We start from the raw sequence: 17,776 nt of genomic DNA, 5'->3' as shown, positions 1-17,776 counted from the left end.
AATAACGTAAATATAGGAAAACGTTAGTGGTAAATGATGTTTTAAAAATTGGGGGTGAAAATATTGCCCCTGGCGAAACAAAGAAGATTGAGTTGGAGATGCCGCCACTATACACGGCTACCAATATGAGCATTCCTGTTTATGTTAAACGAGGAAAGCGGCCAGGCCCTGTTATGTTTGTAAGCGCAGCCATTCACGGTGACGAGTTAAACGGGATTGAGATAGTGGGTCGTCTTATCCGTTCAAAAGCGATTGAACGAATTAGAGGCACCCTGATAGCTGTCCCCATGGTTAACGTCTATGGCGTGCTGAATCAATCTCGCTATTTGCCTGACAGACGCGATTTAAATCGCAGTTTCCCTGGCAGTAAAAAGGGCTCACTTGCCGGCCGTTTAGCGAACTTATTTTTTAAAGAAGTAGTAAGCAAATGTGATGTGGGTATTGACCTTCATACCGGTGCTATACACCGAAGTAATTTGCCACAAATTCGCGCAGATTTGGACGATCCAGAAGTACTAGAGATGGCCAAGGCGTTCGGTGTGCCTGTACTGCTTAATGCTGAGTTGCGTGACGGTTCTTTGCGTGAAGCTGCCAGTGCGAGCGGCGTTAAAATTTTACTTTATGAAGCAGGCCAAGCACTGCGCTATGACGAATTTTCTATTCGCGCGGGCGTAAAAGGTATTATCAATACCATGCGCCATTTAGGCATGTTGAACAAAAGTCGCAGCAAAGGCCATAGTATTGAACGTTTCATTGCCAGACAAAGTGGCTGGGTTCGCGCCCCTGAAAGTGGTTTTGTCAATCACCTTGCCCAACTAGGTGATCATGTCGCAAAAGGCGACAAACTGGCCACTATTGCGGACCCATTTGGTAATTATTTAGACAGCCTTGAAAGTCCTGCTGAAGGGGTTGTGATTGGTAAACAAAATATCCCGCTTACCCAAGAGGGTGAAGCCGTTTACCACATTGCGTACTTCTCAGAGCCTGATACTGTTGCTGAACACGTAGAATTACTGCAAGACAATTTATTGCCTCAAGAACAGAGTACTGTTTTATAAATTGGTAGAAGATTAATGAACAACAAAAAAATTGTAGGAGCGGTAGAACTGTGCGACTTGCCCAAACTCGCCATTTCTGATTTAACCGTGCGCGTTGACACTGGGGCGGCAACATCGTCACTGCACGTAGACAACATCGAAGAATTTGAGCACAACGGTGAGCTTTGGATAATGTTTGACATACATCCAGATATCCATAACGTTGAGCGAGTGGTTCGCAGAGAAGCAAGAGTTGAAGGCAAAAAGCGCGTTAAAAGTTCAACAGCTACACGTGAAAAACGCTATGTCATTATTACACCTATCATTATGGACGGATTCCAATGGGACATTCAATTAACGCTTACCGATCGCTCTGAAATGACCTACTTGATGCTACTTGGTAGAGAGGCAATGAGTGGACAATTTATTGTAGACCCCGAGCACGACTTTTTACTTACTGGAAAAGACTAGCACTTTCATTTAGCAGTTATGAAAAAGGGGTTATACTTCAGATAATGTTTAGCAAGTCGCGTGGCAAGGTTGAAGCCGCGTATATGAGTGAGACAATATGGATATTAAAGCCAAATCACTAAGCTGTATTATGCTGTTTATTAGTTTGTCTGCGCACCTCAGTGCCCATGACCAACAACAGTTTTCTAATGAGGCAAGCGCAGACTTACCCCATACCGTTTTACGACTGCCCAACGTGCACCCAGGACGGGATAGCGTTTACGCTTACGCGAAGTTATTACTCACCGAGGCTTTGAGTATTACACAACCACAGTACGGTAGCTTCGAGCTTATTATTAGCAACCAAGAAACGGCCCAAGAGCGCCAGTTGCGAAGCCTAGAACACAATATGTTGGACGTAACATGGAGCGTAACGTCAACTGAGCGAGAGCGTCAGTTTCTTCCCATTCGCATTCCCATCATGGCTGGACTATTTGGAAAACGCGCGTTATTTGTTAAAGATGGGGATGTCAGACTAAAAGAGGTAAAAAAACTAGCAGATCTCCACCAGTTTCGCGCGGTACTCGGCTATGACTGGCCAGATACGAAAATTTTTCGAGCTAACGATATTCCTGTTTTAGAGACCACGTATCGTGCTTCATTTCGCATTGTTTCGGAAGGGTTCGCCGACATGTTTCCAAGAAGCGTCATGGAAATTAACGAAGAATTTGCTGATAAAACCTTGTCAAAAGGCTTAGCTATCGACGACAACCTCATCATTTCATACCCGAGCCCTATCTTTTTCTTTGTTGGCAGCGACAACCAAGCATTGGCGGGACGAATTGCAGAGGGCTTACTGATGTTGTTTGAGACCGGAAAGTTTCAAGAATTACTGCTCGCTCACAAGAACTTTAAAGAAGGGATGGCTCTCGTTGATGGACGTACGATTATTGAAATCGAAAACCCGTTATTAAGTGAGCAAAGCCGCCTGGCGCTAGAAAAGTTTTTACCTGAATTCGCTATGTCTGAAGCCGTGCTTAAGCACGATGCTACTGAACCGGAGGCTCCAGCTCAAGCTGCGAAGCAATAAGTACCGCCTGAGTGCGGTTGTTAATGCCAAGCTTTTTGAAAATAGCGGTAACATGCGCTTTTACGGTAGCTTCAGCGATATCTAAATTAAAACCAATTTGTTTATTCAACAGACCATCTCGCATGTAGCAAAGTACTTTGTACTGAGAAGGCGTAAGCGACGCCACCTTGTCAGCGAGTTCAGAAAACTCTTCGTTTACCTCATCTACATCTTCACTTAAGTTTTCAGGCAACCATACGTCGCCATCTAAAATAGCCTCTACCGCATTGGCTATATCCTGTGCACTGGCAGTTTTAGGAATGAAGCCGAGTGCCCCTACGCTGATAATTTTTGAAATGAGGGTGGTGTCTTCCGTACCAGAAACCACGGCAACAGGAAGTTCAGGAAAGAGTTTTCGGATATGCAGCAGGCCAAATAAATCATTGCTACCTGGCATATGTAAATCAAGAAGCAACAGGTCGATATCCTCATTATTGAGAATATCGACCGTGGTGTTTAGATCTCCAGCCTCCTTTAGAGTTAAGGCTGGAAGTGACAACGACAACGCGCCTCTCAGAGCATCGCGATACAGCGGGTGATCATCAGCGATTAGAAGGGTTATCATTGTCTATATCCTTAGTTCTACTTATTAAGACGTTCCTCTATCAGTGTATCAACAACCGATGGATCCGCCAATGTAGATGTGTCACCTAATTGCTCATGCTCATTGGCCGCAATTTTACGCAAGATACGGCGCATGATCTTACCTGAGCGTGTTTTAGGTAGCCCTCTTGACCACTGAATCATATCAGGTGTAGCAATGGGGCTTAGCTCTTGACGTACCCACGCTTTGAGCTCTTTAGTTAGGGCTTCGTCTGCTTCAACCCCTTCATTAGGCGTTACATAAACGTATATACCCTGCCCTTTGATATCGTGGGGGAAACCTACAACAGCGGCCTCAGCCACTTTTGAGTGAGCAACAAGCGCACTTTCTATTTCAGCCGTGCCCAAGCGGTGACCCGATACGTTTAGCACGTCATCTACGCGGCCGGTGATCCAGTAAAAGCCATCCTCGTCACAACGTGCGCCATCACCGGTGAAGTACACACCTTTATAAGCGCTGAAATAAGTATTAATAAAGCGCTGATGGTCGCCGTAAACCGTGCGGGCTTGGCTTGGCCAGCTATCTTTAATAACCAAGTTACCTTCTGCTTCACCTTCAAGCTCATTGCCATCAGCGTCAAATAGTGCTGGCTGTATGCCAAAGAATGGGCGGGTTGCCGAACCTGGCTTTAATTCTGTGGCGCCGGGCAGAGGTAAAATCATGTGTCCGCCTGTTTCAGTCTGCCACCATGTGTCAATAATAGGGCAACGACCTTCACCAATAACACGGTGATACCATTCCCATGCCTCTGGGTTAATTGGCTCACCCACTGTACCAAGCAAACGAAGTGACGATAAATCACAACCTTCAGCAGGCACGTCACCGTGAGCCATTAAGGCACGGATAGCCGTTGGCGCAGTGTAAAGGCTATTAACTTTATATTTTTCTACTACCTGGGCAATACGCTTAACGTCGGGATAAGTTGGTACGCCTTCAAAGAATACTTGTGATGCAGCATTTACCATAGGGCCATAAACCATATAGCTGTGACCTGTGATCCAGCCCACATCAGCAGTACACCAATAAACGTCATCGTCTTTGTAATCGAAAGCGTATTTGAAGGTCATAGCGGAATAAAGCAGATAACCGCCTGTGGTGTGGACCACACCTTTTGGCGTGCCCGTAGAGCCCGATGTATATAGAATAAATAACGGGTCTTCCGCATTCATTACTTCAGGTTCGCACTGGGCAGACATACCGTCCACAGCTTCATGCCACCACACATCGTGCTTTTCATCCCAGTCTACATCGCCACCCGTTAGTTTATGTACTAGAACGTGGGTAATTGATGGGCAAGCTTCATCGGCTAGCGCTTTATCTACATTTGCTTTAAGAGGGATACTTCTTCCTGCACGACGCCCCTCATCGGCAGTAATCACCACTTTTGCACTACTATCGTTGATACGGTCGGCAATAGCATTTGGTGAGAAACCACCAAAAATCACCGAGTGCACAGCGCCTATACGTGCGCACGCCAACATAGCGTAGGCAGCTTCAGGTACCATAGGCATATAAATGGCAACACGATCTCCCTTCGTGACTCCCATCTCTTTAAGTGCATTCGCTAGCTTACAAACTTCATAGTGCACTTGTTGATACGTTACATCTTGACTATCTTCTGGTGAATCGCCTTCCCAATGAAAGGCAACTTTGGTGGCATTATCAGACAGATGGCGGTCAATACAGTTATAGCTGGCGTTTAATTCACCATCTTCGAACCATTTGATAGACACATCATTTTTACCAAACATGGTGTTTTTAATTTTGGTTGGCTTTTGATACCACTCAAGCATGGATGCGTGCTCTGCCCAGAACGCTTCGGGCTGCTCCACTGACTGCTTGTACATCTCGTCATATTGCGATGCAGTCAAGTGAGTGGATTGAAGAATATTCTCAGGCACAGGGTAAGTTTTGCTGGCGGTCATAAAGATTGCCTCCAATATCAATAATGTAAAATTCTTGTTGTATGGTGAAACACTCTAGCTATTCACCGGCAAAGCAAAATGAGACTTTGGTCTTAGCAGCATAAAACTTAGGTACTTATAAAAAAGTTAGACTAAAAGTATTACGACTATAGTCTTATGCGACCATCGGCTTATTTAAATTTGAGATAATAAGTACACAATCAACAATGTTAACGTTGAATTTACATTTATTTAACCACTTTTTTTGGAACAGACACGATGAAAGCTAAAATAAAAAGTACCGCTACCGCAGTAGCGCTGTGCCTGGCGGCGAGCGGCGGCGCAGCACAAGCAGCAACAATTGGCGACACTAGTGTGAAATTCACGGGCTATGTTAAAGTTGACGCTATGGTAAGTGACTATTCAGATGGCACTATCGCCTCGGGTAGCGTAGGCCGAGATTTTTATATTCCCTCATTAACTCCTGTTGGTGGCGTTGACGAAGATCCGCAGTTCGATGCACACATCAGAACATCGCGTTTCCGCTTTGCCACTTCAACGCCTACCGCCGAAGGTGACACTATTAACGGTGTGTTTGAATTAGATTTTGTGGTAACTGATGGCGGTAATGAGCGTATAAGCAACTCATACGTGCCACGTGTTCGTCACGCTTACCTTACCTACAAAAATTGGTTGGTGGGACAAACGTGGACAACCTTTATGGACGTAGCTGCGTTGCCAGAGTCACTCGACTTTATTGGTACCACTGACGGTATCACTTTTGGTCGTCAAGTTATGTTGAGATATACCAACGGCGGGCTTCAAATTGCGTTAGAAAACCCAGAATCAACAATCACGCCATTTGGTGGCGGCGGCCGGATTACGAGCGACGACAACAGCATGCCGGATCTTGTCGCAGCTTATACGTCGAAACAAGATTGGGGTTACGTGAAAGTAGCAGGCTTAGTTAGACAGCTTTCTTATGACAATGCCGCAGGTATTGACGCTGACGAAACCAGTTTCGGCGTGTCGTTAACAGGCAAATACGTTTTATCCAATGGCGATGACATTCGCTTCACGTTCAATACGGGTAAAGGTTTAGGCAGATATTCCGCACTTAACGCGGTAAACGGCGCCGTACTAACGGAAAGTGGTGACCTCGAAGCCATTGATTCGATGGGTTACGGTGTTGCTTATCGTCACAAATGGAGCGAGAAAGCACGCAGTAGCATCATGTTCTCAGCGTTTGAAGCCGATAACGATGTGTCGCTTACCGGTTTGAATACCACCGAGAGCACCTATAGTACGCGTGTAAATTACCTTTACTCACCCACCAAAGCGCTAACCGTTGGTGCAGAATACGCGTTTGCGAAACGAGAAATTGAAGCAGGCTTAGAAGGTGATATGAACCGTTTCCAAGTTTCAGCTAAATACGCGTTTTAACTAGATATCAAGGCTCAATAACAAAACGGCGCAGATGCGCCGTTTTTTAGTTTTTAGAAAGCGCGTTTGCTACCTTAAATAGTAGTAAAGATAATGCCCAGTGGCATGATGAAAAATAACCCACCTACATAAGCAGCGCCATACATTTTTCGTTCTGCAGCAATAACCGATAGTTGGTAAGACAAATTAAGTGGAATATTGCGCAACAAGGGTAAACCGTAAATTAGCGTAACGCCCAAAACATTATAAATAAGGTGTACCAGCGCAATTTGCAGTGCGAAGCCGCTGTTTACGCCCGCTACGCCGAGTGCTGCAATTAGTGCCGTTATACAGGTACCTATATTCGCGCCCAGAGTAAACGGGTAAATTTCCTTAGCTTTTAAAATGCCACTGCCCACCAACGGCACCATAAGTGACGTTGTGGTTGATGATGACTGCACTAACACAGTCATTACTGCACCTGAGGCAATGCCGGAGAGCGGCCCCTTACCAATACTGGTATGTAGGAGTGCTTTTGCCTTACCTACCATAAGCGATTTCATAATCTTACCCATGTAAGTAATGGAAAGCATGATTAAGCCTATGCCAAGAATAATTTTGGCTACACCCGGATAAACGGAGGGTAAAAATGAAAAGCCTTGAGTTATAAGGTCGGTAATGGGTTGGGTCGTCGCTTTAATTGGGTTAAAGCCCCCTACCCCCATCGCTTCCCCAGTATGAAGCAGAGCAACTAACTGGCCGCTCAAAAATTCTAAAATTCCGAACGCCATCTCCAGCGGCAAGAATATCAACACTGATAACACGTTAAAGAAGTCATGGATTGTTGCTGCATTGAAAGCTCGTTGAAATTCCTCTTTTCTTGCAACATGCCCTAGGCTAACCAAGGTGTTAGTTATGCTGGTTCCAATATTTGCTCCCATCATCATGGGTATAGCAATGGTTATTGGTAAGCCACCCGCCACCATCCCAACTATAATTGAGGTAACTGTGCTTGAAGACTGAATAAGCGCAGTACAAACCATACCAATAATCAACCCCATCACAGGGTTAGAGGCAAAGCTGAAAAGGGCCTTAGCGTGATCGCCTGCAGCAAATTTAAAGCCGCTGCCAATCATGCTGACGGCAAGCAACATTACATACACTAACAAGACTAAAAGAAACCATTTACGCCCATTGTGTGTGTGTTCTACCACACTATTTCGAGAAGCTTGGGTTTGAGAAGTTTGGGTTTGAGAAGCTTGAGTTTGAGAAGCCTGGGTTTGAGCGGCTTGGGGGTCAATCATTGACATAATACGCACTGATTCATACATGAAAAATTTATAGTATGACGTGCGTATTACACAAAAATGACGATACATACTCTGGGCTAGTTGATATTTGATATACACCAAATATCAACTAGCCCTAGAATAGCTCGCCATTTTAAGCTGGAAAAAATTGCGTTTAGAAGCCTAACGGATATTGTCTAAAGACCTTGTGAACTTCCTCCAATGTCTCGCTTGAGAGCGTGATATCAAACGCATCGATATTTTCCTTTAACTGAGGCATTGTTGTTGCCCCAATAATAGTAGACGTTACACCAGGTACTTGCTGACACCATGCTAGCGCTAATTGCGAGGGTGTTATTCCTGCTTTTTCTGCAATTTTCACATATTCTGCTGTAGCAGCCTGTGCAGGCGCTTTATCTCTGAAAAGTCCCATGCGCTGAGCTAGCGTCCACCGGCTACCTTCTGGTCGTGCGCCGTTTTGGTATTTGCCGCTTAGTATGCCTGTCGCTAATGGTGACCAAGGCAGGTAAGCGATATTTTCTAGCTCACACATTTCAATTAGATACGGCCAGTCTTTTGCGTGCAGTAAGCTGAACTCATTTTGGATAGATACAGGAAGAGGCATATCGAGCTCTTTGCAAAGGGTGAGAAAAATGTGAATGCCCCAAGGCGTATCGTCCGACAGCCCCCAGTGTCTTATTTTGCCTTCGTCTAATGCGCCCTTAATTCCCATGAGAATGTCGCGCATACCCTCTATTTCTTTTTCGCGATTCGTTTTGGTGGGATCCACGCCATCAGGCCAATGCTTTCCAAAATGTGGCGTTACCCTGTTCGGCCAATGTAGCTGGTAAACATCAATATAGTCAGTATTTAAACGCTCTAGCGAATCAGTAAGCGCGTTGCTAACTGCATCAGACGTAATTGGCCCAGCATTGCGGATATACTTCAAGCCGCTGCCAGCAACTTTGGTCATTAATATAATATCTGAGCGCTTCGCTTCATTTCGCGAGATCCAATTACCTATAATTCGCTCTGTATCGCCATAGGTTTGCGCATTAGGGGGAACGGGGTACATTTCCGCGGTATCTAAAAAGTTAACGCCCTTATCAAGGGCGTAAGCTATTTGTTCATCTGCATCTTGCTGGGTGTTTTGAATACCCCATGTCATTGTTCCTAAACAGATGTCTGACACCTGTAGGTCGCTATTTCCTAAGCGGTTAAACTTCATCTTTGCTTCTACCTTGGCTTATACCTTGTTAATGCAATAGTGAGTCGGCCGCTTTAGAAAATCTACCTACTTTTAGCTTCTAAATAAAAGCTATGAGGTTTTTTTATTGGCCAACTCGGCTTCTACGCTGGCGAGGCGCGCCTCAATATCTCTTTTCGACTCGACCATTTCATTCGCCAGCTCTGCAAGTGACTTTAACTCTGCAAATCCTAACTTTCTGGTATCAATCATTTGATACTGACGCCTGCAGCGATAAAAGAAAGTAAGAAAGTTAACAAATGCTCGATGAAATGTCGCAAAACTCTTGATCAGCACCAGAATTAACACGACAGACGTAAGCGCGGCAATACTTAAGCTATAAATACGTACTTTTGCTTCTTGTTGCTCAATCATGGGTTGCAGGGCGGCATCGACGCCTTTTAGCTGAGTTTCAACATTGTGAGCGCTTTGTCTAAATTCCCCACGAAGCCCTTCATTATGAGTTACGCCATAGGTAGTAAATGCATCAACTAACTGTAAAAGCGCTTCTCTATACTGAACCAAAGTGCCGTTCAGTAAAGCGGTACCGCCATTTTCGGCCACTAAACGCTCACTCAACGTCATCATTTGCCTTGCGTACACGCCTTCTTGGTTTATCTGATAATTACGCGTTGCTAGTTGAATCTTAGTTAACAGTTCACTGCCTTGCGAGCCTTGAGCAAGCTGCCCTTCGTTAAGGGTATTTTCTAACTCGGTAATACGTGCTCTTAAACCATCGTTTTGCGTTAAACCGATGCGCTCTTGAAGCGATACAACCTGTCGAAACGTGCCGCTATAGGCTTCCATCGAAGATGAAAGGCTTTCCACGTCAGCCACAGGCAATCTGTATTCATTGAATAAGGGAACAAGCGTTGCTAGCCGACCTTTAAATTCATAGCTCCGCTCGAGGAACTTGTCGTAATAAACTGTCTCGTGGCGAAGAAGAAAGTCTTTCTCATGTCGTCGCATTTGCAGCAGATCTTGCCCCATTCTTAGCAATACATCTCGCTGCTGGTGTAGCCCTATAAGTTGTTGGGTGAAGTAATGCTGGCTAACAACTAATACCCCCATACCAATAACGCAAACAAGGGTCATTAAAACTAGGCGAGATTTAATAGAATCGAACTTCATGACAAGCTCCTCTTGGGAGAAGGGCGAGCATTAGCCACATAAACAAAAGCTAATAAACGCTGAAAACACATCAACATACGTCAACAATATAGATGTTTAATACGCGTTTTATTATTAAACATTTGTAGCATTTTTGAACGTTTTTCCTGTTACTTAAGATTACACCGCCGAAAGAGGATGATGCAAAAAAGGTAAAATATGCAGCAAGTAACGTTCTCATAGTAAACCCACTTCTAAATTCTTATGGGCTTAGTATTGAACTTACTGCATTGAATACAAATAGGGAGTTCCCCCTAGTTGTATTCAATGCTATCTAATATGGCGTGGTTTAATTAGTGTTTTGTTCGCGTAGTACTTTTGCTAGCTCGTAATTACCTTGCGAAAGAGCGATATCGGCAACCGAATTACCAGCTTTATCCATGTGAGCTGGGTTAGCCCCTTTGTCGATAAGCGTATTGATAATTTCTTGTCTATCGAAAAGGCTTGCAAACATTAACGCGGTTTGCCCCTGTGCGTTTTCTTCGTCTATGTCGCAATCGGCAAAAACCAGTTGCTTAGCCACACTAACGTGACCTTTAAATATGGCCCCCATGAGTGCGGTGTTTCCGCGGTTATCTTCTTGACATGGGTTGGCGTTAGCTTCACTGATTAGAAAATTAACAGTGTCGGTGTGCCCATGGTACGCCGCAAGAATAAGTGCGGTATAGCCTTTATCATCGGCTACATTAACATCTAGACCGGCTTGATAAAATGCACCTAGCATGGCGCTATCACCTTCTCGCGCTGCATCAAAATAGCGTGCTTTCAAGGTCTCCATATTAGGCATAGCTGCACTTTGTTGAGTATTAGCCTGAGTGGTTGTTTCAGCTGCCGCGCTAGTATAAAAACTGCTAAAGGTGACAACAACGAACAGTGCTGCCGTTAGTGTTTGTTTCAAAAAAGACATTGTGCCCCCCTTACTGATAAATTAAATTTGGTTACTACTAAACTGTTTTGGAAAAGCGGTTTTAGCAAAGCTATAAGAGAAAGGTTGTTAAAGAAGAATGGGAGTTACTCAACACTGTGATGTAACTCCCAAAGCTATTGCTACTTAGCTTATTGCATCAATGCCGTTAGGCTTTCAGCAACTTGCTTTGCTTTTGCAGCGCGTGCTGCTTGTTGCTCCATCAAATCTTTTGCAGTTTGGCGAACTTTCGACATTGGCGCTTTAGCTAGTTTGGCTACGCCCTTACCGTAGTTCTTATCTGCGTTGTACATATAAGCACTAATGATTACTCGAATCTCTTCTTCAGGTACCGATGCTAACGCTCCGCCTAAGTTACTAATTAAGTGCGCTTGACCTTCTTTAGTCAGGTTTCTGAAAAACTCACCCGCTTGCTTAAAGTTCTGTTCTTTATAGAACGGAATTTGTTGTGTCATACCTGCAAGCGGCTTGCTTGAATAACGAAACGCTGGGTCTTCGTTAAGATCAAGACGACGGCTTGGTTGATAGTTCACATCGCGATTAGAGCTAGTTGTGCGAAGCTGACCGTGTTGCTCGTGGTTGTTAATAACCGCATTTTTCGGCGCGTTAATCGGAATACGGTACGCATTAACGCCTAAACGATAGCGCTGCGTGTCAGCATACGAGAACAAACGACCTTGAAGCATTCTGTCTTCTGATGGCTCAATACCTGGAATTAAGTTGCTTGGTGCAAATGCCGCTTGCTCAGTTTCTTCAAAGAAGTTGTCTGGCACACGGTTAAGCACTAGGCGACCAATTTTCTTAGCAGGAACTAAAGACTCAGGCCAAATCTTAGTAGTATCAAGTGGGTTAAACTCGAAATCATCTAGCTGTTCTGGCTCTAGCTCTTGAAGATACAGATCCCAAGAAGCTGTTTCACCTTTCTCACCGATTCGGGTATACACATCCGTGGTGTGCGGCTGGAAGTCCATACCTTGAACTTTCATTGCTTCTTCAGCAGAGAAGTTCTTAATAGGTTGGTTCGCTTTCCAAGTGAACTTCACGTACTTGTAATTACCTTCGTCATCAACAAATTTAAATGCGTGAACACCTGAGCCGTCCATATTTAAATAGCTTGCTGGTGTGCCGTAATCAGAGAAAAGCATTGTTAACGTATGCGTTGACTCTGGCACGTGCGAGAAGAAATCAAAAATGCGCTTCGCGTCTTGCTTGTTCGTCACTGGTGATGGTTTAAATGCATGAACCATATCAGGGAATTTAATTGCATCGCGAATAAAGAATACTGGGAAGTTGTTACCTACTAAATCCCAGTTTCCTTGTTCCGTATAAAACTTTACAGCAAAACCACGTGGGTCGCGCAGCGTCTCTGGCGATAAATGTCCGTGGACTACAGATGAAAAACGAACAAATACTTCTGTCTTTTTACCTTCGCCTTGAAATGGTGCGGCTACTGTCTCGTCAGATAAGTCGACATAGTTTTCATAGTAGCCGTGAATACCAACACCACGGGCGTGAACAACACGCTCTGGAATACGTTCACGGTCGAATGCTGCTAGCTTTTCAATAAGGTGAGAGTCTTGTAGTAGTACTGGACCCCATGGACCTGCAGTTTGCGAGTTCTGATTGTCACCTACAGGTGCGCCATTTTGGCGAGTGAGTGTATCTGCACTTACGCCTAAAGTAAGCATACTGGCAGCAACGCCGCCTAATACGAATTTAGTTAAGGTTGATTTCATTGATGTTCTCACAGCTGTACTCCTACGTGAAGGTTGGTACGAGGTTTAGGGGCTTTTACTTCTAGGCATACTTGGTCGCCGTAATAGTTATCAGCGTAATTACATTGCGTTCGAATTAATTGCTTCGTGGTGGAGGAAACACGTTGGCTATTCGCCGTTGTTAGCTTTTTTAATAGTGCGCTCATTTCGCTCTCCTTGTTAAGTTAAGAGCATTATCATTAATTGAGTAAAACTATTAAAACGAGATAAAATGATTCAAACAATCAAGTAAAACGATTGTGAAAGTTCTAGCTAATCGAATTTTTATGAGTAGAAGAAACTGGAATGGTGTGTGAAAAATAGAAAACTGGGTTGGTGATGCTACTTGCGTTAAAACGTCAGCTGTTTTGAGAAAGGGGTAGGAGCAGCGTTTTGTTAAAACGCTGCTCCTAAAATCATTTGAAAAACCTAGGCTTTAAGCCACGGACCGGTAATTGCCAAGGTTTTCGTTGGTGAGTAAATATTGACGAAAAGCGTATTACCGTCTGGTGAGAAGCACGCACCTGCAAGTTCAGTTTGCGTATGTAGTTTGGCAAAGTTGTATACTTCTCCGCTTGGCGTAACACCACGCAAATGGTTGTCCACTATGTCGGTATATTGATCTTCACACACTAACAGATGACCGTTCGGGCACACCGTTAGATTATCGCCAAAGTTATACAGGCTTTTGTCCTCACTTTCTAAAAACAGCTGAAGCTTGTCTTGTTTACCATCTGTAGATGGAACAAGCTTCATTACCTGACCTAGCTGCTTTTGTCCGCCATTGGTACAACAGAAATAAAGTTCATCTTCGCCCCAGTGTATGCCTTCACCGCGAGCGAACAGCGCAGCACCTTTATCATAACCTTGCACGCGTAAATCATCATTAGGGCTTTCTGGGTTATCTAAGGCTACCCACTCAACGTCAAACCATGTAGCTACAGGCATAGCATTAGTATTCCAGTTACGTGTGTCGAACTGAGGTTTGTCTTTTATCATCAAAGCTTCTAACTGACCGCCTACCGCTAAGTTGCCGTACTCCTTAGGCACAAAGCGATAAAGCAAACTATCGCCCCTATCTTCGGTCAGATAAACAATACCGGTTTTGGGGTCCACACAAGCTGCTTCGTGATTAAAACGTCCCATAGCTTTAAGCGGCTTCGCTTTTATTAATGAGCTCGCTTTAGCAGGCACTTCAAAGATATAGCCGTGGTCGTTATTTACTACGTCGCCGTTAGGGCCATTAGGGCGGTCTACCGATTCTTCGCACGTTAACCACGTGCCCCAAGGCGTAATGCCGCCAGAGCAGTTTCTAACGGTGCCAGTAAGGCTTATAAACTCTCGCTCAACCTCATTGGTGTTAAGGTTATACACCACAGTTGTGGTACCGCCAGGTAACGCAATGCCATTAGCATAACTATCGTAGGCTAGATTGCTGGTATGCTCTTGAATGGTCTTGGGTTGTGCATCTAAGTGTTTGGGGTGCAGTTCATGATTGCGTACAAGCGCTACCTTATTGCTACTACCTTCTATGGGTAGACATCCCATACCATCTGCTCTATCAGGTACATGCATACCGTCTGACATCGCATTGCCAAGACTTGAGATAACTTTATAGCTAAAGCCGTTTGGTAAGTCGAGAAGCTTGTTAGGGTCGGCAACAAGTGCGCCATAGCCGTCGCTAATTGGCATAGACGCCAAATTCATTTTCTTACCAAAAGCACTGGTCGCTAGGCCACCAAATGCTAAAGAGCCTACTAAAAACTGGCGTCGTGTTATCATCAAAGTCTCTCACAGCACTAAATTTTAAAATTATAACTAGGTATTGTTACAGTATAACAACAGGACCTTATAAAACTTTCAAGCGGGTCGCTTATTTAAGCGACAAAGCGAACCTAAAACGCGCTCAAGACTTGGTCAGCCAATATCACATACTCGCAAACCGTCTTTGAATTTAGGGCAGTTTTGTATTTTTATTAACTCCCAACCAATGTGCTTCCGGTTCAGGTTTTGAGAAGTAATAGCCTTGAAATTTTTCACAGCCTTTACCTATCAGGTATTTTACCTGCGCTTCACTCTCTACTCCCTCTGCAATACAGGTGACATTCAGTGCTTTAGCCATTTCAATAATTGCATCAACAATCTGCGCCGCTTTTCCATCAAAGTCTTTTCCTATGTCGTCCACAAAGTACTTATCTATTTTAAGCTCACTGATTGGGAGAACTTTTAGGTATGCAAGGCTGGAATACCCGGTACCGAAATCATCAATTGAAAAACGAAAGCCGAAATTCGCGAGTTCAAGCATCGTTTCCTTAACCAACTCGATATCTACTACTAAAGCGGTTTCTGTTAATTCCAGCATTAACATGTGAGGTGGAATGCCATATTGATTTACGCGAGAAAGTAGCGAGTTTATAAAGTCAGGCATAACTATTTGTCTAGCGCTGATGTTGATCGCAATACAGGTATTTAAACCGCTTTTCATGAAGTTTCTTATAACGCTCAGCGTTTTTCTTAAAACTATGTCACCTATTTCGCAGATGGCATAGCTCTCTTCGGCAATAGGAATAAATTCGCCAGGGGTTACCGGACCTAACTCTTTCGAGTACCACCGCACTAGAGCCTCGAAAGAAGAGACAGTTCCGTCATGGGTAACTTGGGGTTGAAGCACTATTGATAGTTCATCGCTTACTATTGCTTGTTCAAGCTTAGATTTTATATCTAAGTAACGGTCGAATTCTTTAAACCCATCCTCTGATATATGACAAAGACCAAAAGGCGCCGACCTTTTTGCCCTTTTAACAGCCTGTTCGATTACATTTATGATTGACTCAAAGCTTTGACCTTGCGGGTTAAAGATAGCACTGCCGAGTGACGCAGTAAGAGACCATTTCACTGAATTTATGACAATATCGAAATGACGTGGACTAAGGAGTGCACTTTCCACTAAGCTCGCATCGAATTTATGGAGATCTTCTTTTCTATAGGTTTTTTTAGACAGCACGACAAAACTATCACCGCCATATTTAAAAATTTCATAATCGCGGCCAATGACGAACAGCAGCTGCTCTGCAACCTTTCTTATAGCATAATCGCCGTTACCAAAGCCGAAACGCGTATTGATTTGCGCCATATTATCGATATCTAGCAACAAAATATGTATATATTCTTGCTTCATCGATGCGCGCAACATCAAGTCTTTAAAGCGTTGATAAAACCATTGCTGATTTCGAAGGTGGGTAACAGAGTCGGTATAAGCTAGGTTATAAATGGTATCCTGTGCTTCTATACGTTCGCTGATATCCCTTATAACACCTATAAATCCCCTTTCACCTTGATCACTACTTTCCGACAATGACAATTCCATCTGGAAGATGTCACCATTTTTTCGCTTTGCCGGAAGCTGACGGCCTACTCCTATAATTTTACCTACCCCGGTCTGCATATAATTACGCATATAAAAAGCATGGTTAGACGCGTAAGGTTCAGGCATTAGAATCTCTACAGGCTGGGCTATTAACTCGCTTCGCGTGTAACCAAACATCTTAAGCGCAACGTCGTTACAATGGGTGATTGTGCCCTTGGTGTCGATACTAAATACAGCATCATTAATATTATTCAAAATACTTTGAATTTTCATGGCTCGCTCTTCATTGAGAGTAAGCGCGGTTTTATATTCATTAATATCTTCAAATGCACCGAACAGACGCTTCACTGCGCCATTTTTCAAAAACTCCGCTTTTCCAGAGGCCCTTACCCATCGAATAGAGCCCGACGAATCGATAATTTTGCACTGAATGTCATAGGGCTGTCGGTGATTGCGGAGGTTATTAAATGCGAGCGTTAACTCCTCAGTATAGCCGGGGGCGAAAAAGTCGATGGCTTTCTGTACGTTTATGGCACTACCAACTGGTAAACCGTGAATACGGTATGTTTCTGATGACCATATTAACTTTTCAGTTTCAGGGTAGAACTCCCATGACCCTGTTTTTGACATGCGACTTATTTCATCAATAAGCGAAAGGTTATGCGCGGTTTTTATCGCAAAAAAGTCCTTCTGCAACTGAGTGGAAAACAACTTAGCCTGAAGTGAGAAAACTTGTAGCCACTCATTGATATCTTGTTTGGGAGTGTTAAAAATGGCAACGAGTACACCAATATCTTGGTTATTCTCGTTAAAGAGGCCCGCGCCTAGATACCCTTGCGCATTAAGCTCACTAAGGATTTGATCATCGGGAAACTGCTCGCAAATATCCGACTTGTAACCACACGGTCCAGTTAGTAAGACCGTTTCACAGGGCGAACCCTTCAGGTCATATTCAATTCGTGAAATTGGTGAGTCGTGTGAAAGCCCTACTAATACGGAAATTTTATCCGCCTTTTTGACGCCTAAAAAAAGATAGTCAGCGTGAAGTAACTCATTAAACCCTAATAAATCTTGCTCATAAGCACTACGATTTTCCAATACTATCGTGCTGAATTCAGATTCATTTAAAACTGACTCGAATGACATTACTTATAAAACCTTGATACAACATTAAAATAGAGTTTGCCACTTCGCACTAACGGAGAAAAGGCATGACGATAATAAACTTCAAATTTATCAATACCTAAGCGTAGCTCAACTTGCAATTAAGGCTAGCATTAAGCTTTATCACTTTGAAATAAGTTTGTCAGCTTTGCCATAAGACCCGCCGAGTTTTTAGTTAACTCAGTATTAAGGAGTGAACGCTGTGCCCACTGAGGTCCTGCACTGCATGGATGCGGTGTCGGCTCTCTCATATAAAAGAAAAGATGGGTTCACGGCGTGTTTTTGATGGGGCTAAAGTCCCGATATTTCAAATCT

At 43.9% G+C, this 17,776-nt stretch carries 14 protein-coding genes; 4 read left to right on the top strand and 10 right to left on the bottom strand.

Going from position 1 to position 17,776, the window contains the following annotated elements; genetic code table 11:
• The first annotated feature begins 26 nt into the window (after positions 1–26).
• From V7R55_RS18820 to V7R55_RS18810, 3 genes are all read left to right on the top strand, one after another.
• A complete protein-coding gene (locus V7R55_RS18820) occupies positions 27–1,058 on the top strand; it encodes a succinylglutamate desuccinylase/aspartoacylase family protein (RefSeq protein ID WP_334060862.1) in 1,032 nt (343 codons plus the stop codon).
• A 15-nt stretch (positions 1,059–1,073) separates the two neighbouring features.
• Positions 1,074–1,508 (top strand): ATP-dependent zinc protease family protein, encoded by a 435-nt coding sequence (locus tag V7R55_RS18815; RefSeq protein ID WP_334060861.1) that lies wholly within the window; start codon positions 1,074–1,076, stop codon positions 1,506–1,508.
• A 97-nt stretch (positions 1,509–1,605) separates the two neighbouring features.
• Positions 1,606–2,577 carry an amino acid ABC transporter substrate-binding protein gene (locus tag V7R55_RS18810; RefSeq protein WP_334060860.1) on the top strand — a complete coding sequence of 324 codons (972 nt, stop codon included), beginning with the start codon at positions 1,606–1,608 and terminating at the stop codon, positions 2,575–2,577.
• Here V7R55_RS18810 and V7R55_RS18805 read toward each other — a convergent pair.
• Together V7R55_RS18805 and acs are read right to left on the bottom strand one after the other, a co-directional pair.
• Positions 2,537–3,181: a response regulator transcription factor gene (locus V7R55_RS18805; RefSeq protein ID WP_334060859.1), complete on the bottom strand. Its 645-nt coding sequence runs from the start codon at positions 3,179–3,181 to the stop codon at positions 2,537–2,539. The two genes, V7R55_RS18810 and V7R55_RS18805, sit on opposite strands and share 41 nt — an antisense overlap.
• A 17-nt stretch (positions 3,182–3,198) precedes the next feature.
• Positions 3,199–5,145 (bottom strand): acetate--CoA ligase, encoded by a 1,947-nt coding sequence (gene acs / locus V7R55_RS18800; protein WP_334060858.1) that lies wholly within the window; start codon positions 5,143–5,145, stop codon positions 3,199–3,201.
• A gap of 258 nt (positions 5,146–5,403) precedes the next feature.
• Here acs and V7R55_RS18795 point away from each other — a divergent pair, with 258 nt between their 5' ends.
• Positions 5,404–6,567, top strand: coding sequence for a DcaP family trimeric outer membrane transporter (locus V7R55_RS18795; RefSeq protein ID WP_334060857.1), 1,164 nt, complete (start codon positions 5,404–5,406; stop codon positions 6,565–6,567).
• A gap of 74 nt (positions 6,568–6,641) precedes the next feature.
• Here the strand turns inward: V7R55_RS18795 and V7R55_RS18790 are convergent, their stop codons facing one another.
• From V7R55_RS18790 to V7R55_RS18755, 8 genes are all read right to left on the bottom strand, one after another.
• The gene (locus tag V7R55_RS18790) at positions 6,642–7,856 is read right to left on the bottom strand and encodes a Na/Pi symporter (RefSeq protein ID WP_334060856.1); all 1,215 of its coding nucleotides are present in this window, start codon (positions 7,854–7,856) and stop codon (positions 6,642–6,644) included.
• A gap of 154 nt (positions 7,857–8,010) precedes the next feature.
• Entirely contained in the window at positions 8,011–9,063 is a 1,053-nt protein-coding gene (locus tag V7R55_RS18785) for an aldo/keto reductase (protein WP_334060855.1), read from the bottom strand.
• A gap of 90 nt (positions 9,064–9,153) precedes the next feature.
• Positions 9,154–10,212 carry a chemotaxis protein gene (locus tag V7R55_RS18780; protein WP_334060854.1) on the bottom strand — a complete coding sequence of 353 codons (1,059 nt, stop codon included), beginning with the start codon at positions 10,210–10,212 and terminating at the stop codon, positions 9,154–9,156.
• A 328-nt stretch (positions 10,213–10,540) separates the two neighbouring features.
• Positions 10,541–11,158, bottom strand: coding sequence for an ankyrin repeat domain-containing protein (locus tag V7R55_RS18775; RefSeq protein ID WP_334060853.1), 618 nt, complete (start codon positions 11,156–11,158; stop codon positions 10,541–10,543).
• Positions 11,159–11,307: 149 nt separating this feature from the next.
• A complete protein-coding gene (locus V7R55_RS18770; protein WP_334060851.1) occupies positions 11,308–12,924 on the bottom strand; it encodes a catalase in 1,617 nt (538 codons plus the stop codon).
• Entirely contained in the window at positions 12,921–13,097 is a 177-nt protein-coding gene (locus V7R55_RS18765) for a hypothetical protein (protein ID WP_334060849.1), read from the bottom strand. Before V7R55_RS18765 ends, V7R55_RS18770 begins: the two co-directional genes overlap by 4 nt.
• A gap of 262 nt (positions 13,098–13,359) precedes the next feature.
• A complete protein-coding gene (locus tag V7R55_RS18760; RefSeq protein WP_334060847.1) occupies positions 13,360–14,712 on the bottom strand; it encodes an alkaline phosphatase PhoX in 1,353 nt (450 codons plus the stop codon).
• A 172-nt stretch (positions 14,713–14,884) separates the two neighbouring features.
• Complete coding sequence (locus V7R55_RS18755) at positions 14,885–17,443, bottom strand: sensor domain-containing protein (protein WP_334060845.1); 2,559 nt, start codon at positions 17,441–17,443, stop codon at positions 14,885–14,887.
• Between the last annotated feature and the right edge of the window lie 333 nt (positions 17,444–17,776).

Origin of the sequence: Alteromonas sp. S005, from assembly GCF_036864475.1 — a bacterium.
Classification (GTDB): Bacteria; Pseudomonadota; Gammaproteobacteria; order Enterobacterales; family Alteromonadaceae; genus Alteromonas.
This window is presented reverse-complemented; position numbering and strand designations above follow the sequence as displayed.